This window comes from Massilia sp. X63, from assembly GCF_041023745.1.
Lineage (GTDB): Bacteria > Pseudomonadota > Gammaproteobacteria > Burkholderiales > Burkholderiaceae_D > Telluria.
Genome location: NZ_JBFTEF010000006.1, coordinates 183527 through 201513, shown reverse-complemented (window position 1 = coordinate 201513; position 17987 = coordinate 183527). Strand labels below are relative to the sequence as shown.

The 17987-nt window shown below is 67.0% G+C and carries 13 protein-coding genes; 8 read left to right on the top strand and 5 right to left on the bottom strand.

Features of this window, described 5'->3' with window-relative positions:
• Positions 1–52: 52 nt before the first annotated feature.
• The 4 genes from AB3347_RS14325 to AB3347_RS14310 all read right to left on the bottom strand — a co-directional run bounded on the left by AB3347_RS14325 (position 53) and on the right by AB3347_RS14310 (position 4732).
• Positions 53–1300 carry a glycosyltransferase gene (locus AB3347_RS14325; protein ID WP_369092480.1) on the bottom strand — a complete coding sequence of 416 codons (1248 nt, stop codon included), beginning with the start codon at positions 1298–1300 and terminating at the stop codon, positions 53–55.
• Between the two features lie 12 nt (positions 1301–1312).
• Positions 1313–1849: a pyridoxamine 5'-phosphate oxidase family protein gene (locus tag AB3347_RS14320; RefSeq protein WP_369092479.1), complete on the bottom strand. Its 537-nt coding sequence runs from the start codon at positions 1847–1849 to the stop codon at positions 1313–1315.
• 135 nt (positions 1850–1984) lie between these two features.
• Positions 1985–2452: a DUF1854 domain-containing protein gene (locus AB3347_RS14315; RefSeq protein ID WP_369092478.1), complete on the bottom strand. Its 468-nt coding sequence runs from the start codon at positions 2450–2452 to the stop codon at positions 1985–1987.
• The gene (locus AB3347_RS14310; protein WP_369092477.1) at positions 2453–4732 is read right to left on the bottom strand and encodes an ABC transporter ATP-binding protein; all 2280 of its coding nucleotides are present in this window, start codon (positions 4730–4732) and stop codon (positions 2453–2455) included. It lies immediately after the preceding gene.
• 338 nt (positions 4733–5070) lie between these two features.
• On the opposite strand from AB3347_RS14310, the gene cphA (AB3347_RS14305) reads away from it, so the two are divergent.
• The 6 genes from cphA (AB3347_RS14305) to AB3347_RS14280 all read left to right on the top strand — a co-directional run bounded on the left by cphA (AB3347_RS14305) (position 5071) and on the right by AB3347_RS14280 (position 15334).
• On the top strand, positions 5071–7245 hold the full coding sequence (gene cphA, locus AB3347_RS14305) for a cyanophycin synthetase (protein ID WP_369092476.1): 2175 nt from the start codon (positions 5071–5073) through the stop codon (positions 7243–7245).
• A gap of 85 nt (positions 7246–7330) precedes the next feature.
• The gene (gene cphA, locus AB3347_RS14300) at positions 7331–9901 is read left to right on the top strand and encodes a cyanophycin synthetase (RefSeq protein ID WP_369092475.1); all 2571 of its coding nucleotides are present in this window, start codon (positions 7331–7333) and stop codon (positions 9899–9901) included.
• Positions 9901–10767, top strand: coding sequence for a MaoC family dehydratase (locus tag AB3347_RS14295; RefSeq protein ID WP_369092474.1), 867 nt, complete (start codon positions 9901–9903; stop codon positions 10765–10767). Before cphA (AB3347_RS14300) ends, AB3347_RS14295 begins: the two co-directional genes overlap by 1 nt.
• A gap of 89 nt (positions 10768–10856) precedes the next feature.
• The gene (locus AB3347_RS14290; RefSeq protein ID WP_369092473.1) at positions 10857–11432 is read left to right on the top strand and encodes a DUF3617 domain-containing protein; all 576 of its coding nucleotides are present in this window, start codon (positions 10857–10859) and stop codon (positions 11430–11432) included.
• A 252-nt stretch (positions 11433–11684) separates the two neighbouring features.
• Entirely contained in the window at positions 11685–14363 is a 2679-nt protein-coding gene (gene mutS, locus AB3347_RS14285; protein ID WP_369092472.1) for a DNA mismatch repair protein MutS, read from the top strand.
• Positions 14363–15334: a hypothetical protein gene (locus tag AB3347_RS14280; RefSeq protein ID WP_369092471.1), complete on the top strand. Its 972-nt coding sequence runs from the start codon at positions 14363–14365 to the stop codon at positions 15332–15334. Before mutS ends, AB3347_RS14280 begins: the two co-directional genes overlap by 1 nt.
• A gap of 174 nt (positions 15335–15508) precedes the next feature.
• Here the strand turns inward: AB3347_RS14280 and AB3347_RS14275 are convergent, their stop codons facing one another.
• The gene (locus AB3347_RS14275) at positions 15509–16042 is read right to left on the bottom strand and encodes a peptidylprolyl isomerase (protein ID WP_369092470.1); all 534 of its coding nucleotides are present in this window, start codon (positions 16040–16042) and stop codon (positions 15509–15511) included.
• Between the two features lie 105 nt (positions 16043–16147).
• Here AB3347_RS14275 and AB3347_RS14270 point away from each other — a divergent pair, with 105 nt between their 5' ends.
• Positions 16148–17269 carry a cupin domain-containing protein gene (locus AB3347_RS14270; RefSeq protein ID WP_369092469.1) on the top strand — a complete coding sequence of 374 codons (1122 nt, stop codon included), beginning with the start codon at positions 16148–16150 and terminating at the stop codon, positions 17267–17269.
• 22 nt (positions 17270–17291) lie between these two features.
• The gene (locus tag AB3347_RS14265) at positions 17292–17771 is read left to right on the top strand and encodes a hypothetical protein (protein WP_369092468.1); all 480 of its coding nucleotides are present in this window, start codon (positions 17292–17294) and stop codon (positions 17769–17771) included.
• Positions 17772–17987: the final 216 nt, after the last annotated feature.

Here is a 17987-nt window from a genome sequence, read left to right as displayed (position 1 = left end):
ATACCCTATTTCATCCTATCGGCGGGAAACGGACCGTGCGCTTCCCAACAGTTCATTGCGCAAGAGACAAGAGCCGCGCACACAGCGGCGCGAGCTCGGCCGGCGCGGCATGGGTGGCCACCCTGCGGCAGGCGTCGGCCACATCTTTATTGTCAACAACTTCCGCCAGCCGCCGGGCCAGCCGTCCCGGGGTCAGACGGCTGGCGCGCAGGCTGGCGCCCACGCCCAGCCTGCCGACCCGCGCCGCGTTGTCGAACTGGTCGTGCGCCAGCGGCACCACCAGCTGGGGCGTGCCGGCGCGCAAGGCTTCGGCCGTGGTGCCGATGCCGCCATGGTGGACCAGCGCAGCCACGTGCGGCAGCAACGCGCGCAGCGGCACGTAGTCCTGCCACAGCACCGGCGTCGGCAGCTGGGCCGGCAGCTGCTCGCGGTGCGGGGTGAGCAGGATCGCGCGCCGGCCGCGCCGGGCGCAGGCATCCAGCGCGCAGCGGAAGTAATCGGCCGCCTGGCGGTTGCCGGTGCCGGGCGTGAACACCACCGGCCTGGCCCCCTCTTCCAGGAAACGCGCCACTTCCGGCGACAATTCGGCCTCGGGCGACGGGTCGTACAGTGGAAAACCGGTCCGCGCCAGGGGCTGCGGCCAGTCGGGCTGGGTCGGCGCGAACCAGTCCGGGAACAGGGTGATCGACAGGTCCGGCACCTTGACGATGAAGTCGATCAGGTCGGCCACCGGCGCCAGGCCGCTGTCCGCGCGCGCCGCGTTCACGCTTGGCAGCGCCACCGGATTGATCAGGGCCTCGCCCAGGCGCCGCCACAGCCGCCGGCGCAGGCCCAGCGGCACCCAGCGCGGCACGGGGTACGGTCCCAGCAGCAGCGGATCGTGCACGGTGGGCAGGTTCGAGGGCGCCAGGTAAGCCGCCGCCACTTTCAGGCCGGGACGGCGCGCGCGGCACAGGTCCGCTTCGGGCAGGGCCAGCGGATGGACCAGCAGCAGCACGCGTTCGCCTGGCGGCAGCGCGGCCACGAAGGCAGGCACTTGCGCCATCGCCGGGCGCGTCGCGTTCCAGACCACGGCCAGTCCGCGCGTCGGGTGCCACAGGTCGGGATGGTCGAGCACCGCTTCGTCGGCCGGCAGGCCGTGGAAAGCCAGCCCGGTCGGCGCCACGAAGGGCGCATGCTGCACGGGACCCAGCATGGTGACGCGCTGCCCGCTGTCGCGCAGCGCCAGCGCCACCCGCGTGAAGGGGAACAGGTCGCCGGCCGAGCCGATGGTGACGACGACGACGTGGAGCGCGGACATCGGCAGCGCGGCTCAGAAACTGAGCGTGCCTTCGATCGAATCGTCCAGCGTCTTGCCGAGCACCGCGCCGACCACCACCTTGGCCCCGGCCACGGCGTCGCCGTGTTTGTTGTCCCAGTAGTAGCCTCGGCGCGGAATGACCCGGATCACGGTGATGCGCGGGTCGTCTTCGCCTTCGGTGAACCAGGTCTTGAGCATGAAGTTCCACAGCTCCTTGATGCGCCGGCGGTCGGTCAGCACCTCGGCATGACCGTCCAGCTCCAGGAAGCCGGCATGGGCATTTTTCTGGAAGTAGAGCGTGACCGCCGGATCGGCAGCGATTTCGGCGTTCTTGTGGCTGTCGGCGGCGCTCAGGAACCAGAGTTGGCCGGCATCGTCCGCCTCGCGCACGCTCATCGGGCGCACGCCCCGGCTAGGCCCAAGGCCGCCCCGGGTGACGAAGAAGCAGCTGTCGGCGTCCTGCGCCAACTCCTTGAGGCGCTGCACGGCCTCCCGGCCGCTCAGGTCGAGACGGTTCTGTTCGGGCTGATTGCGGTTGATCGAGTCCATGGCGTCTTCCTTTCTGGCTTGGCGGATGGGGAGACTCTACCCGCGACCTGCCTGCCGGTATGTGGGCGGGCGTACACTCGCCGTCAAAACAGACCCGCGGCACGGGTCATTCCTGCGGCGTCCGCATCGACACGCTTACAGGAAGCGGTCCAGGATCTTGCGGCTGTGCTTGTCGATATGGAACATGTCGCGCACCAGGAAGTTGATGCCGTGGCTGTCCGACACCAGCAGCGAAGCCTCGCCGATGCGGCGGATGTCCTCGTCGACCTTGAGCACGAACTCGGTGTCGCCGCGGTCGGTCTTCACGTACCAGGTGCAGGGCGTGGCGAAGCTCGACACGTCACTGATGTGCAGGATCTCGGGGATGAATTCGCGGCCCTCGATCTCCTCCTGCACCAGATGACGGATCGGTTCCGGCAGGTCGGCCAGGTCGTCGATCCAGGCCACTTCCTTGCCGCCCTCGCGCACCATCGAGATGCCACGCATCGGCGCCTGGATCGGAAAAGCGCGCACCGGGATCACTCCGACGTGTTCCTCGCCGTCGGCGGTGGTCAGGACCAGCTTGCCGAAGCTGTCGCGGCGCAGTTGAAAAGTGCTGCTCATTTAGTCGTCCTTGTCGTCGGGATCCTGGTCCACGTTGCGCGCCTGCGCTTCGTAGAGGCGGTGATAGGCGCCTTCGCGCGCCATCAGTTCGTCGTGGCTGCCCTCTTCCACCACCACGCCGCGGTCCAGCACCACCAGGCGGTCGGCCCGGTGCAGCGTGGACAGGCGGTGCGCGATGGCGATGGTGGTGCGGCCCTGCACCAGGTTGTCGAGCGCCTTCTGGATTTCCTTCTCGGTTTCCGAGTCCACCGAGGAGGTGGCTTCGTCCAGGATCAGGATCGGCGGGTCGATCAGCAGCGCGCGCGCGATCGAGATGCGCTGGCGCTCGCCGCCCGACAGGCCCTGGCCGCGCTCGCCCACCATCGAGTCGTAGCCCTGCGGCAGGCGCAGGATGAACTCGTGGGCGTGCGCGGCGCGCGCCGCCGCGATGATCTCTTCGCGGGTGGCGCCCGGTTTGCCGTAGGCGATGTTCTCGGCAATCGTCCCGAAGAACAGGAAAGGCTCCTGCAGCACCAGGCCGATGTTGCGGCGGTAATCGGCCACCGCGAAGCTGCGGATGTCGGTGCCGTCGAGCAGGATCGCGCCTTCGGCCACGTCGTAGAAGCGGCAGATCAGGTTCACCAGCGTGCTCTTGCCCGAACCCGAATGGCCGACCAGGCCGACCATCTCGCCGGCCTTGATCCTCAGCGAAATGCCGCGGTTGACGGCGCGATTGCCGTAACGGAAACCGACTGCGCGCAGCTCGATGTTGCCGGCCACCTTGTCCACCTTCACCGGATTGACCGGGTCCGGCACGCTCGACACGTGGTCGAGGATGTCGAAGATGCGCTTGGCGGCCGAGGCCGACTTCTGGGTGACCGACACGATGCGGCTCATCGAATCGAGCTTGACGTAGAAGCGGCCGCTGTAGGCGATGAAGGCGGTCAGGGTGCCGACCGTGATGTCGCCCTGCGATACCTGCCAGATGCCGAAGCACCAGATCACCAGGAGGCCGATTTCGGTCAGCAGCGAGACGGTCGGCGAGAACAGCGACCAGACCTTGTTCAGCTTGTCGTTGACGGCCAGGTTGTGCTTGTTGGCTTCGCGGAAGCGGACGGCCTCGCGCTTTTCCTGGGCAAAGGCCTTCACCACGCGGATGCCCGGGATGGTGTCGGCCAGCACGTTGGTCACCTCGCCCCAGACGCGGTCGATCTTCTCGAAGCCGGTGCGCAGCTTGTCGCGCACCACGTGGATCATCCAGGCGATGAAGGGCAGCGGCACCAGGGTCACCAGCGCCAGCCACGGATTCATGCTGAACAGGATCACGCCCGTCATGATGATCAGGAGGACGTCCGACAGGAAGTCGAGCAGGTGCAGCGACAGGAACACGCTGATGCGGTCGGAGCCGCTGCCGATGCGCGACATCAGGTCGCCGGTGCGCTTGCCGCCGAAGTATTCGAGCGACAGGCGCAGCAGGTGTTCATAGGTGGTCGAGCGCAGGTCGGCGCTGATGCGCTCCGAGGCCAGCGCCAGCACGTAGGTCTTGCCCCAGCCCAGCGCCCAGGCCAGCAGCGCCGCCCCGAACAGGCCACCCATATATAAATAGACGAGCGTGGTGTCGATGGTCTGGCCGTTCTGGTATGGAATCAGGACATTGTCCATCAGCGGCTTGGTGAGATACGGCGGGATCATGTGCGCGCCGGTCGAGCCCACCATCAGCAGGAAACCGAGCAGCAGCTGGCCCTTGTAGGGCCGGGCGAAGCGCCACAGGCGGAACAGGGTCCAGGTCGACGGCGGCGTGTGCAGCACCTTGGCGCACACGGCGCACTCGGCGTCGTCGGCCTCGAGCGGCGCCTTGCAGCTCGGGCAGGTGTGCTGCTCCGGCGGGGTCACCGGCACGCCCGTCACATGGCTTTTCACCTGTTCGTTGAAATGGTCGACCACGCGGATCGCGCCCAGGTTCTGGCCCAGGGTAAAGCGCCAGGCCCCCAGCAGGCCCTCGGCATCGACCAGTTCCAGGTGGCCGACGCCGGCGTGGTCGTGATGGCGAAGAACCAGCCCGGGGCGGTAGGCCCAGTCGCGCCAGCCGTCTTCGCCCGCGGCCTTGGCCAGCAGGCGGCGGCTGGTGACCACCACCAGGCCCTTCTTGAAACGTAATTTCGCATCGAGGTCAACCTCGACGCCGGTCAAAACGTTTTCCCCTGGTGCAAGCTGTTTCGCAACGTCATTTTGCCAGTGTTCAGGCAGGCCATTGGCGGCAACCGCCAGGGACGACGGAATAGCAAGTTGTTGAGTTGTCATGTATTACGCCCGAGATCAGGCATGGGTTCTGGTGGGAGGTGCGAAATGCGGTCACAGGCGGCTTGGCACGGACGTGCCGGGGTGCCTGCTTGGTGAAACGCTCCACAAACAGGCATAACGTTTCTGCGTATTCTTTGGATGACAGGAAACAGTAAGTAGATGCGCGAATAGGCAGGAAAGGAAGCGGCCCGGTAAGCTTCGGGCCGGCAAGTATATAGGAATGTACCGTGGATGTGCGCTGCGAACAGCCGCCTTCCGGTACCGTAGCAACAGGCAGGTAACCAAAGGTAAAGATCGGCGGCGCGCAGGAAGCCCGCGGCCGGCAAAGACATTTTTTCATGAACAAGAAGAACGACATCAAGTTCCTCCGCGTGAACCACCTGCGCGGCCCGAACATCTGGACCTACCGACCGGTGATCGAGGCCTGGCTCGACATCGGGGAGCTCGAAGACTTCCCATCCAACACCTTGCCCGGCTTCACCGAACGCCTGTGCGCCTGGCTGCCCGGCCTGGTCGAACACCATTGCGGCGTCGGCCACCATGGCGGCTTCATTGAACGCCTGCGCGACGGCACCTGGGCCGGCCACATCCTCGAGCACGTCGTGCTCGAGCTGCAGAACCTGGCCGGGATGAAGACCGGTTTCGGCAAGACCCGCTCGACCGGCCAGCGCGGCGTGTACAAGATGGCCTTCCGCACCCGCGACGAGATCGTCGGCCGCGCGGCGCTGGAGGCCGGCCACGCACTCATGATGGCGGCCATCAACGACACCCCTTTCGACATGGCCACCTCCGTGCAGCGCCTGACCGAACTGGTGGACCGCTGGTGCCTGGGCCCGTCGACCGCGCACATCGTCGACGCCGCCACCGAGCGCCGCATTCCCTCGATCCGCCTCACCGAGGGCAACCTGGTGCAGCTCGGCCACGGCGCGGCGCAGCGCCGCATCTGGACCGCCGAGACCGACCGCACCAGCGCCATCGGCGAAGGCATCGCCAGCGACAAGGACCTGACCAAGACCCTGCTCGCTTCCTGCGGCGTGCCGGTGCCGGAAGGCGCCCTGGTGCGCAGCGCCGAAGAAGCCTGGGAAGAGGCGCAGGACATCGGCCTGCCGGTCGTGGTCAAGCCGGTCGACGGCAACCACGGACGCGGCGTGACCCTGAACCTGATGACCGAAGCCGATGTCATCGCCGCCTACGCCATCGCCGCGGAAGCCGGCGACAGCAGCGCCGTGCTGGTCGAGCGTTTCATCCCCGGCAACGAGCACCGTCTGCTGGTGGTCGGCCGCGAGGTGGTGGCCGCCGCCAAGGGCGAGTCGCTGTGGGTGACCGGCGACGGCAGGCAGAACGTGGTCGAACTGTGCGACAGCCAGATCAACACCGACCCGCGCCGCGGCGAGAGCGAGGAACACCCGCTCGGCCTGGTCAAGCCGCACGACAGCGAGATCATGCTGGACCTGAAGCGCCAGGGCCTGACGCCCGACTCCGTGCCGCCGGCCGGCCAGAAGGTGCTGATCCAGGTGAACGGCAACGTCGCCGACGACGTCACCGACCAGGTCCACCCCTCGGTCGCGCACGCGGCCGCCCTGGCCGCCCGCATCGTCGGCCTGGATGTGGCCGGCATCGACCTGGTGGTCGAGGACATCTCGCGCCCGCTCGAAGAACAGCGCGGCGCCATCATCGAAGTCAATTCGAGCCCGGGCCTGCTGGCCCACATCAAGCCGGCCGCTGGCCGGCCGCGCAACGTCGGCAAGGCGATCATCGAGCACCTGTTCGCGGACGGCGAGACCGGCCGCATCCCAGTGGTCGGCGTCACCGGCACGCTCGGCACCAGCCTGATCGCGCGCCTGGTGGGCTGCCTGGTGCACATCACCGGCAAGCACGTCGGCGTGGCCAACGGCGAAGGCCTGTACCTGGACGCGCGCCAGGTCTCCAGCCGCGACGCCACCGGCTTCGAGGCCGGCCAGCGCCTCCTGATCAACCGCACCGTGCAGACCGCCGTGTTCGAATCGAACGCACGCACCATCCTGTCCGAGGGCCTGCCCTACGACCGCTGCCTGGTCGGCATCGTCACCGACATGGAAGGCCTGGACGAGCTCGCCGAGTTCCACATCCATGACCAGGACGCACTGCGCAACGTGATCCGCAGCCAGGTCGACGTGATCCTGCCGGAAGGCGCGGCCGTGCTGAACGCCGCCAACGAACAGGTCGCGGCCCTGGCCGAACTGTCCGACGGCCGCGTGATCTTCTATGCGCTCGACGAGCACAACCCGACCATGGCGGCGCACCGTGCGGCCGGCGAACGGGTCGTGTTCGTGCGTGACCGGCGCATCGTGTTGGCCGAAGGCGGCGACGAAACCGCGCTGCTGGAGCTTGCAAAGATCCCGCCGGCCACCGTGAAGCATCCGGACAGCGTGCTGGCCGCGGTGGCGGCGGCCTGGGCGCTGGGCGTGCCCGCGGACCTGATCTGCGGCGGCCTGCGCGCCTTCGACGCCACCCCGAAGAAGACGACCAACTAAATAAGAACGGCCCGGCCGGTGCCGGGACCTGCGCTGCGCACCGGCCCTCATGGCGCGGTGCCGCGCCCGAAAGGACTGAAGGTTTATGGAAGTATCTCGCGTACGGGCCCTGCGTGGCCCCAACCTGTGGAGCCACCACACCTCGGTGGAGGCGATCGTCGCCTGCACCCTTGAAGAAGAATCGATCGGACAGCTCGCCGGCTTCGAGACGCGGCTGCGCGCGCGCTTCCCGCAGGTGGGCGAACTGCAGCCCTACGGCCATGAGGACACGGTGCCGCTGGCCCAGGTGCTCGAGCGCGTGGCGCTGGCGCTGCAGGCCGAAGCCGGCTGCCCGGTCACCTTCAGCCGCACCACCGCCACCGTCGAACGCGGCATCTACCAGGTGGTGGTCGAATACAGCGAAGAAGACGTGGGCCGCCTGGCGCTGGAACTGGCCCAGGAACTGGTCGACGCGGCCCGTCACGACACCGCCTTCGACCTGGCGGGCGCGCTGGCCCGCCTGCGCGAACTCGACGAAGACGTGCGCCTGGGCCCCTCCACCGGCGCCATCGTGCAGGCTGCAGTGGCCCGCAACATCCCGTTCCGCCGCCTGACCGAGGGCAGCCTGGTCCAGTTCGGCTGGGGCAGCCGCCAGCGCCGCATCCAGGCCGCCGAGATCGACGCCACCGGCGCCATTGCCGAGACCATCGCCCAGGACAAGGAACTGACCAAGAAGCTGCTCGACGCCGCCGGCGTGCCGGTGCCGATGGGCCGCAGCGTGAGCGACCCCGAAGACGCCTGGGCCGCCGCCCAGGAAATCGGCCTGCCGGTCGTGATCAAGCCGAAGGATGGCAACCAGGGCAAGGGCGTGACCGTCAATGTCACGACGAAAGAACAGCTGACCGCGGGCTTTCACGCCGCCTCGGAATTCCGCGACGACATCCTGGTGGAGCGCTACCTGCCGGGCCACGACTACCGCGTGCTGGTCATCGGCGACAAGATGGTGGCTTGCGCCCGCCGCGATCCGCCGCAGGTGGTGGGCGACGGCGTGCACAGCGTGCGCGAACTGGTCGAACAGGTCAACAAGGATCCGCGCCGCGGCGACGGCCACGCCACCTCGCTGACCAAGATCCGCTTCGACGACATCGCCCTGGCCACGCTCGCCAAGCACGGCATGCATGCCGATTCGGTACCCGACAAGGGCCAGCGCGTGGTGCTGCGCAATAACGCCAACCTGTCCACCGGCGGCAGCGCCACCGACGTCACCGACGACGTCCATCCGGACGTCGCCGAGCGCTGCATCGCCGCCGCCCACATGGTCGGCCTGGACATCTGCGGCGTCGACCTGGTGTGCGACAGCGTGCTCAAACCCATCGAGGAACAGAACGGCGGCATCGTCGAAGTCAACGCCGCCCCGGGCCTGCGCATGCACCTGTCGCCCTCGTTCGGCAAGCCCCGTCCGATCGGCGAAGCCATCATGGACACCCTGTTCGCGCACGGCGACGACGGCCGCATCCCGGTGGTGGCCGTGACCGGCACCAACGGCAAGACCACCACCGTGCGCCTGATCGCGCACCTGCTCACCGCGTCCGGCCTGCGCACCGGCATGACCAACACCGACGGCGTCTACATCGAAGGCCGCCGCATCGACAGCGGCGACTGCTCGGGCCCGCGCAGCGCGCGCAACGTGCTGCTGCACCCGGACGTCGACGCCGCCGTATTCGAGACCGCACGCGGCGGCCTGTTGCGCGAAGGCCTGGCCTTCGATCGCTGCAAGGTGGCGGTGGTGACCAACATCGGCGCCGGCGACCACCTCGGCCTGAACTACATCACCACGCTGGAAGACCTGGCGGTGCTCAAGCGCGTGATCGTCCAGAACGTGGCCGATGGCGGCATGGCCGTGCTGAACGCGGCCGACCCGACCGTGGCCGCGATGGCCGAGGTCACCCGCGGCGAGGTCACCTTCTTCGCGCTCGACGTCGGCAACCCGGTCATGGCCATGCACCGCGCCCAGGGCCGCCGCGTGGTCTTCGTGGAAGACGGCCACCTGGTCGCCGCCGAGGGCAGGTTCGAGCAGCGCATTCCGCTGGCCGAGGTGCCGATTACCCGCAACGGCACGGTCGGCTTCCAGGTCGAGAACGTGATGGCCTCGGTGGCCGCCGCCTGGGGCGTGGGCGTCGACTGGGACAAGATCCGCGTCGGCCTGACGACCTTCGTCGGCGAAAGCGACAACGCGCCGGGCCGCTTCAACGTGTTCGACTACCGCGGCGCCACCGTGATTGCCGACTACGGCCACAACCCGGACGCGATCGCCGCCCTGGTCAATGCCGTGGAAGGCATGCCGGGCAAGCGCCGCTCGGTGGTGATCAGCGGCGCCGGCGACCGCCGCGACCAGGACATCACCCAGCAGACCGAAATCCTCGGCAAGGCCTTCGATGAGGTGCTGCTGTACCAGGACCAGTGCCAGCGCGGCCGCGCCGACGGCGAAGTGATCGCGCTGCTGCGCAAAGGCCTCGATGGCGCCACCCGCACCAGCCACGTCGAGGAGATCAACGGCGAATTCGTCGCCATCGACCGCGCACTGTCGCGCCTGGACACCGGCGACCTGTGCCTGATCCTGATCGACCAGGTGGACGAGGCCCTGGCGCACATCGCGCAACGCGTCGCCGAAGGCTGATGCCTGGCTCATCGACATCCCATGTGCCGGCGCTGCCGGCCATGGGGCCTGTCACGCTGCTGCGGGCGCTGCTGAAGTTTCCAAAGCGGCGTGCGCAGCGCCCCCTTCTTTCGGCACTGCCGGAACTCGTCACCGAATATCGCCTCGACCGCTTGCCGCTGGACGACATCGCGCGTTATCGCGCGGCCTTCGGATTCAAGGATGCGCACATCCCGCTGACCTGGTGGTATCTGCCGGCCCAGCGCGCCCACCTGGCAACCATGCTCGACCCGCGCTTCCCGTACCGCATCGCGGGACTCGTGCACATGGAGAACACGCTCGAGGCGCACGGCCCCGCAGCGCCCGATCAGCCGCTGCTGCTGCGCACCGTGCTGCGCCTGCCGCCCCCCTCTTCCAGCGGCGCCCTGCGCTGTGTGCTCGAGACCAGCGGCAGTGCGGATGGCAAGTTGGTGTTCGCCTGCGCCAGTACTTACCTGATCCGACGCGGTGAACGTGGCGGGGCGAAGCAGGCGGACGCCGCTCCGGAATTTCCCGGGGCGCCGCTGGCGCAATGGACGCTGGACGCTGCTGCGGGGCGACGCTATGCCCGCCTGTCGGGCGACTGGAATCCTATCCACTTGTACCGCTGGAGCGCCAGGCTGATGGGCATGCGGGCGCCGATCATCCATGGGATGCATTCGCTGGCCAAGGCCTGCGCTGCACTCGAACGCGACAACGGGCGCCGAACCGCACGCATCGATTGCCGCTTCCGCGCCCCCATTACCCTGGGCCGCGCCGTGACCCTGCGCATGGCGCCGGCGTCGACAGGATTCGTATTGGAAGCCGCAGGCAAACCAGCCGTGACAGGAACCTGGACGCCGGTGTGAGGACGTCCTCATGGACAGGCGGGCCGTTCAGGAAACAGCAAGATCGCAAGCTCTCGTCTACACTAGTGCCCTACCCTTCAGGAGTTGCCATGAGAACGACACCGATCGCCCTACCCCTCCTTGCGTTCGCCCTCGTCCACGCATCGGATGCGTCCGCACAACAGGTCAACATCAAGCCGGGACTGTGGGTTGTGGACATGCGCTTGCCAGGCCAGGCGAACGGCAATGCGATGGCAGGCTACGTCGAGCAGATGAAAGCCCAGATGGCCTCGATGCCTCCCGAGCAGCGCAAGAAGATCGCGTCGGCGCTGGCCCAACTCGAGACGCACGGTACGGAATTCACGGATGACGGCTTGCGCACCAAGCAATGCATTACCAAGGAAAACCTCGCCGATTTCAACTTTCTCGGCAAGCGGGGAATGGAATCCTGTACGCAGAAGCGCTCTCCTGCGCCTGGCGGGATGAAAGTGAGCATGCAGTGCACGCGCCCGCAGATGAACATCGATGCCAGCTTGAAGTACCAGAGCGACAAGGCCTACACCTTCGAGTCGATCGCCACCCTTCCAGGTCCTGACGGCAAACCGATGACCCAGAAAACCAGCGGCTCCGGCAAATGGCTGAGCAGCGACTGCGGCCAGGTCAAGCCCCCGTCCGTCAACGAATGAACAGGCAGCGTCGTGAGGCAAGGCCTGGCGCCGAAGACTGCCCGCGCCAGGTCCGGATGGCGTATCGTCCCCTGCAGTGTTCGATTCGCTTGCTCCCATGAGAAATTGCCTGACTTTTTCCTCAGGCTTCGCTGATCGGATCACGCGCAATGCGGCTGGCAGGATTGCCCATTTTGCAGCGCCGAGGCGCCCGAACGCGGTAGAATGACGAGCCTTGGCTCAGCCCCCGCCTGCCGTACCGAATCACTAGACATGAACGCTCCCAACGAAATCAACGCCGCCGCCCTCAAGACCAGTCCGGCGGAAAAAGTCACCCCCATGATGCAGCAATACCTGCGCATCAAGGCCGATTACCCCACCATGCTGGTGTTCTACCGCATGGGCGATTTCTACGAGTTGTTCCATGACGACGCCGAAAAGGCGGCGCGCATCCTCGGCATCACGCTGACGGCGCGCGGCAGCTCCAACGGCCAGCCGATCAAGATGTGCGGTGTGCCCTTCCACTCGCTGGACGGCTACCTGGCCAAGCTGGTGAAAATCGGCGAATCCTGCGCGATCTGCGAGCAGATCGGCGACCCGGCCTTGTCCAAAGGTCCGGTCGAGCGCAAGGTGGTGCGCGTGGTGACGCCGGGCACCCTGACCGACAGCGACCTGCTGCCCGAGAAAGCCGACCGTCCGCTGCTGGCCATGTGCATGCTCTCCCAGCGCAAGACGGTCACCGTCGGCCTGGCCTGGCTGTCGCTGGCCAGCGGCGTGCTGCGCCTGATGGAATTCGCGGGCGAGCAGCGCGCGGTCGAAGCGCGCCTGGCGCACGAACTCGAACGCATTGCCCCGGCCGAGATCCTGCGCGCCGACTGCGCCGACCTGTTCGAGTGCGAGCCGGCGGCGCACACCAACCGCGTGCCGGAATGGCACTTCGACGTCCTCAAGGGCCACCAGGCGCTGCTCGACCAGCTGGGCGTGGCCACCCTTACCGGCTTCGGCGCCGACGGACTGGGCGCCGCTTTCGGCGCGGCCGGCGCGCTGCTGCGCTATGCGCAATCGACCCAGGGCCGCGGCCTGCAGCACGTCAAGAGCCTGGCCTGCGAGCTCGAGAACGAATACATCGGCCTGGATGCTGCAACGCGCCGCAACCTGGAACTGACCGAGACCATCCGCGGCCAGGAAGCGCCCACCCTGTTCTCGCTGCTGGACGGCTGCCGCACCGCGATGGGCTCGCGCATGCTGCGCCACTGGCTGCACCACGCACGGCGCAACCAGCGGGTGGCGCGCTCGCGCCACGAGGCGATCGCCGCGCTGGCGCAGCTTGATGCCACCCATGGTCTCTCCGCCACCCTGGCGAACGTGCCCGACATCGAACGTATCACCACCCGCATCGCCCTGCTGTCGGCGCGCCCGCGCGACCTGTCCTGCCTGCGCGACGGCCTCAAAACATTGCCGGCGCTGCGCGAGCAGGTGGCGCGCTGCTTCGTCGCGGGTGACACCAGCCTGCTGCGCGAGATCCACGACCTGCTGGCTCCGCCCGAGTCCTGCATCGACCTGCTCAGCCGCGCGATCATGGAAGAGCCGAGCGTGATGGTGCGCGACGGCGGCGTGTTCGCGCGCGGCTTCGACGCCGAACTGGACGAACTGCGCGCGCTCTCCGAGAACGCCGGCCAGTTCCTGGTCGACCTGGAAGCGCGCGAGCGCGCCCGCACCGGCATCGCCAACCTGCGCGTCGAGTACAACCGTGTGCACGGCTTCTACATCGAAGTCACCAACGGCCAGGCCGACAAGGTGCCCGAAGACTACCGCCGCCGCCAGACCCTGAAGAACTGCGAGCGCTACATCACGCCGGAACTGAAAGCCTTCGAGGACAAGGCGCTGTCGGCCCAGGACCGCGCGCTGGCGCGCGAGAAGATGCTGTACGACCAGCTGCTGGGCGACCTGGCGCCCTTCATCGGCTGCCTGCAGTCGATCGCCGGCGGCCTGGCCCAGCTCGACACCCTGGTGGCCCTCACCAGCCACGCGGTGCGCAACAACTGGTGCGCGCCGCAGTTGGTGGACGAGCCCTGCCTGAACATCGTCGAAGGCCGCCACCCGGTGGTGGAAAACCAGATCGAGCGCTTCATCGCCAACGACTGCCGCCTGGCGGACGAGCGCCGCATGCTCCTGATCACCGGCCCGAACATGGGCGGTAAGTCGACCTTCATGCGCCAGGTGGCCTTGATCACGCTGCTGGCCTACGTGGGCAGCTACGTGCCGGCTACCCAAGCGGTCATCGGTCCGATCGACCGCATCTTCACCCGCATCGGCGCCAGCGACGACCTGGCCAACGGCCGCTCGACCTTCATGGTCGAGATGACCGAATCGGCGGCCATCCTCAACGGCGCCACCGAACAGTCGCTGGTGCTGATGGACGAAGTGGGCCGCGGCACCTCGACCTTCGATGGTCTGGCGCTGGCCTGGGCCATCGCGCGCCACCTGATCGAGACCAGCCGCAGCTTCACGCTGTTCGCGACCCACTACTTCGAACTCACCCAGCTGCCGGAGACCCACCCGAGCGCGGTGAACGTGCACCTGTCGGCGGTCGAGCACAAGGACAGCATCGTGTTCCTGCACGCGGTGCAGGACGGCCCCGCCTCGCAGAGCTACGGCTTGCAGGTGGCGCAGCTGGCGGGCGTGCCGCCGGCCGTGATCCGCGCCGCGCGCAAGCACCTGGCGCGGCTGGAGTCGCAGGCGCTCGACACCACGCCCCAGCTCGACCTGTTCGCGGCGCCCTGCGAGGACATCGACGATGCCCCGTCCGCATCCGCACCGGCTGCGGACACAGGCGCGCACGACGCCGTGCAGAGCGAACTGCAACACGCCCTGGCCGCGATCGACCCGGACGCCTTGAGCCCGCGCGAAGCGCTCGAACGGCTCTACGAGCTGAAGCGGCTCGTGGCCTGATGCCGGCGCGCCGTCCCCTCCTTCTTGCAGTGCTGCTGGCGGCCGCCCTGATCGCGGCCCCGGGCAGCGCGCGCGACAAGAAGAAGGAGAAGGACAAGGCGATCGATCCGAATGCGCACAGCTTCGCCATCGTGGGCCATCGCGCCGCGGAGGGCGGCGAGACGGCGCTCAAGGAGGTGCTGCAGGACGCCAGGGACGAGGAACTCGCTTTCCTGGTCGTTACCGGCATCAAGGGCGAGAAGGAAGCCTGCGGCGACCGCCTCTACCAGAAGCGCCGCGAACTCTTCGACAAGGCCAGGCGCCCGGTCCTGCTGTCGCTCACGGGGGATGACTGGACCGGCTGCCGCAACTCGGCCGGCCGCACCAGCGCGATCGAACGCCTGAACCGCCTGCGCGAACTGTTCTATGGCGAACCCGAATCGCTCGGCAAGGCCAGGCTCCCGGTGACGCGCCTGTCGAGCAGCCCGCGCTTTCGCAGCTATGCCGAGAACGCCCACTGGCAGGTCGGCAAGGTGCTGTACGCCACCATCAACCTGCCGGCCAACAACAACCACTACCTGGCGGCGGCGGGACGCAACAGCGAATACGAAGACCGGGCGGTGGCCAACCGCTTCTGGCTCAATCGCCTGTTCGCGATCGCCCGGCAGGACAAGGTGGATGCGGTGGTGCTGTTTGCGGAAGGGAACATGCAGCCGCTGCTGCAACCGGCGAACGGCCTGCGCGCGCTGCTGCAGCGCACGCCCACGGGTCACGACGGGTTCGCCGACACGCGCCGCCAGGTGCAGACCCAGGCGGCGAAGTTCAAGGGGCAGGTGCTGGTGATCGACAGCGCCGGACTGCCGAAGGATGCGCGGCCGGCCATCGCCTGGCGCGGCAACCTGGGGCACTTGTCCGTCGGGGCGCACATGGTGGAAGTGCTGGTGGCGGGCAAGGGAGAGAATGTGTTCAGCCTGGGTGAGACTGTGCGCTGAAGGTCCGCGCCAAGGGCTGTGCAAGAAAGATTGAATGCCGGCTGTCGCAGGGATGACGACGCAACGGCTGACCCGGCGAATCCGCTCAGCGGATCAGCCGTCGTCCCGGCCTGGGCCGGGACCCAGGGTGCAGGCCTGCAGCGTGACACAGAACGCTGCAGGCGCGCAGCAGCATTACAGCGGCTTGCTACGGAAGTGATCGCCCTCGTCGCTGTCTTCCATCTCTTCGTGGTGGTGACCATGCGCGCCATGCACGTGGCCGTGGGCGATTTCTTCCGGAGTGGCTTCGCGCACGTCGATCACCGACAGGTCGAAGCGCAGCGCCATGCCGGCCAGCGGGTGGTTGCCGTCCAGGACCACCTTGTCGTCCGCGATATCGGTCACGGTGAAGATGGTCGGCTCGTCGTCGACGCCTTCGGCCACGCCTTCGAACTGCATGCCGACTTCGAGCGGCTCGGGCAGGCGCTTGCGGTCTTCGACCTTCACCAGTTCAGGATCGTAGTCGCCGAAGGCATCTTCCGGCTCGACCTGGATCGTCGACGAGTAGCCGGCTTCCTTGCCGTCGAGCTCTTCTTCGATCTTCGGCAGGGTGTTTTCGTAGCCGCCGTGCAGGTACACCATCGGCTGGGAGCCCTCTTCGATCAGGTTGTTCTGGGCGTCCGACAGCTTGTAGTTGACCGACACGACCGTATTCTTGGCAATCTTCATCGCAGATCCTTTCGTTGTAAGCCCCGGATTATACCTCTTGGCCAGTCGCGACCCTTGTCGGGCTGGCACATTTTCGGTTGCTTATGTGGGTTGATATAATGGCGCATGAAAAAATTACAGCTTCTCGGGAATATTACTCCCGCCCAGTTCCTGCGCGATTACTGGCACAAGAAACCGCTGCTGATCCGCCAGGCCATCCCGGGCTTCAAGCCCCTGCTCAAGTTCGAGAAGCTGGCCGAGCTCGCACGCGAGAACCACGTCGAATCGCGCCTCGTTTCCCTGCGCAACGGCCAGTGGGACATGCAGCACGGCCCGCTCGCCGAACTGCCGGCGCGCAGCGAACGCGAATGGACCATGCTGGTCCAGGGCGTCAACCTGCTTGACGAGCGCGCCGACGAACTGCTGCGCCAGTTCCGCTTCGTGCCGGACGCCAGGCTCGACGACCTGATGGTGAGTTTCGCCACCGACGGCGGCGGCGTCGGTCCGCACTTCGATTCCTATGACGTGTTCCTGCTGCAGGCCCAGGGCAAGCGCCGCTGGCGCATCAGCGCCCAGCAGGACCTCGACCTGATCGAAGGCCTGCCGCTGAAGATCCTCGCCAACTTCGAAGCCGAAGAAGAATTCGTGCTGGAACCGGGCGACATGCTCTACCTGCCGCCGCACTATGCCCACGACGGCGTGGCCGAAGGCGAATGCATGACCTATTCGATCGGCTTCCGTTCCCCGTCGTTCCAGGAACTGGGCGAAGCCTTCCTGCAGTTCATGGCCGATTCCATCGACCTGCCCGGCCGCTACGCCGACCCGGACCTGCAGCAGCCGAAGAACCCGGCCGAGATCCCGCGCGAGATGCTCTCCACCGTCACCGAAGAACTGAACAAGGTGCGCTGGGACGAGGAAGACGTGACCATCTTCCTGGGCGAGTACCTGTCCGAGCCCAAGCACAACGTGTTCTTCACCGGCCCGGCCAAGCCGCTGACGGTCGGCCGCTTCATGGAGACGGCAGCGAAGAAGGGTATCAAGCTGTCGAGCAAGACCTTGATGCTCTACCGCGGCAAGAATGTGTTCATCAACGGCGAGTCCTTCGCCGTCGGCCGCGCCGACAAGGCGGTGCTGGACGTGCTGGCCAACGAGCGCCGCATCGGCGGCGAACTGCTGGCCAGCGCCACCGACGACGTACTCGAGGCGCTGTACACCTGGTACCAGGACGGCTGGGTCGAACTGGGCTGATCGACCGGCGGCGGGAGGAGCGATGCAGGAGCCGATTGTCACGCGTTTCGACACCCGCCTCGCGTTCGAGGCGCAGGTGCGCGCCTGCCTGGCCGCCGCCCGCAGCCGGCTCGACCTGTTCGATCCGGACTTCGCGGTGTTCCCGCTGGGCGCGAGCGACGTCGAAGCGGCGCTGCGCGCCTTCCTCGGGCGCGGCGGGGTGCTGCGCCTGGCCATGCATACGCCGGCCCATATCGAGCGCCACTACCCGCGCCTGCTGCGCCTGCTGCGCGACTACAGCCACGGCGCCGAATGCCGCGCCACGCCCAAGGGGCTGCGCCAGCTCACCGATTCATTCTGCATCGCGGACGACCTGCATGTGGTCCGCCGTTTTCATAGCGACCACATGCGTGGCGAGGCGGCTTTCGCGACGCCCGGCGCCGTCGACCTGCCGCGCCACCGCTTCGATGCAATCTGGGAAGAGTCGATTCTCACTTTGTCGTCAACCAGAACAGGCTTGTGAGCGTTATAGGGAAGCCAAGCGCGAGCGTGTTGTGCCTTCGGTTGCAACTTGTAACAAACTAAATTTTGTTAACTCGCAAATTACTTTCGCTACAGCATGAGTTCGCTATTGCGATTCAGTAAATTTGGCTATAATATCAGGTCAGGAAGGTTCCGTTGCCTATCTGGCAGTATTGCTTTTAATGAAGCACGAGAATTCCTCTGAGCAATAATTACC

Coding starts and splice junctions, on each gene's coding strand:
- AB3347_RS14325 (WP_369092480.1), bottom strand. CDS start 1,300: ATGTCCGCGCTCCACGTCGTCGTCGTCACCATCGGCTCGGCCGGCGAC.
- AB3347_RS14320 (WP_369092479.1), bottom strand. CDS start 1,849: ATGGACTCGATCAACCGCAATCAGCCCGAACAGAACCGTCTCGACCTG.
- AB3347_RS14315 (WP_369092478.1), bottom strand. CDS start 2,452: ATGAGCAGCACTTTTCAACTGCGCCGCGACAGCTTCGGCAAGCTGGTC.
- AB3347_RS14310 (WP_369092477.1), bottom strand. CDS start 4,732: ATGACAACTCAACAACTTGCTATTCCGTCGTCCCTGGCGGTTGCCGCC.
- cphA (WP_369092476.1), top strand. CDS start 5,071: ATGAACAAGAAGAACGACATCAAGTTCCTCCGCGTGAACCACCTGCGC.
- cphA (WP_369092475.1), top strand. CDS start 7,331: ATGGAAGTATCTCGCGTACGGGCCCTGCGTGGCCCCAACCTGTGGAGC.
- AB3347_RS14295 (WP_369092474.1), top strand. CDS start 9,901: ATGCCTGGCTCATCGACATCCCATGTGCCGGCGCTGCCGGCCATGGGG.
- AB3347_RS14290 (WP_369092473.1), top strand. CDS start 10,857: ATGAGAACGACACCGATCGCCCTACCCCTCCTTGCGTTCGCCCTCGTC.
- mutS (WP_369092472.1), top strand. CDS start 11,685: ATGAACGCTCCCAACGAAATCAACGCCGCCGCCCTCAAGACCAGTCCG.
- AB3347_RS14280 (WP_369092471.1), top strand. CDS start 14,363: ATGCCGGCGCGCCGTCCCCTCCTTCTTGCAGTGCTGCTGGCGGCCGCC.
- AB3347_RS14275 (WP_369092470.1), bottom strand. CDS start 16,042: ATGAAGATTGCCAAGAATACGGTCGTGTCGGTCAACTACAAGCTGTCG.
- AB3347_RS14270 (WP_369092469.1), top strand. CDS start 16,148: ATGAAAAAATTACAGCTTCTCGGGAATATTACTCCCGCCCAGTTCCTG.
- AB3347_RS14265 (WP_369092468.1), top strand. CDS start 17,292: ATGCAGGAGCCGATTGTCACGCGTTTCGACACCCGCCTCGCGTTCGAG.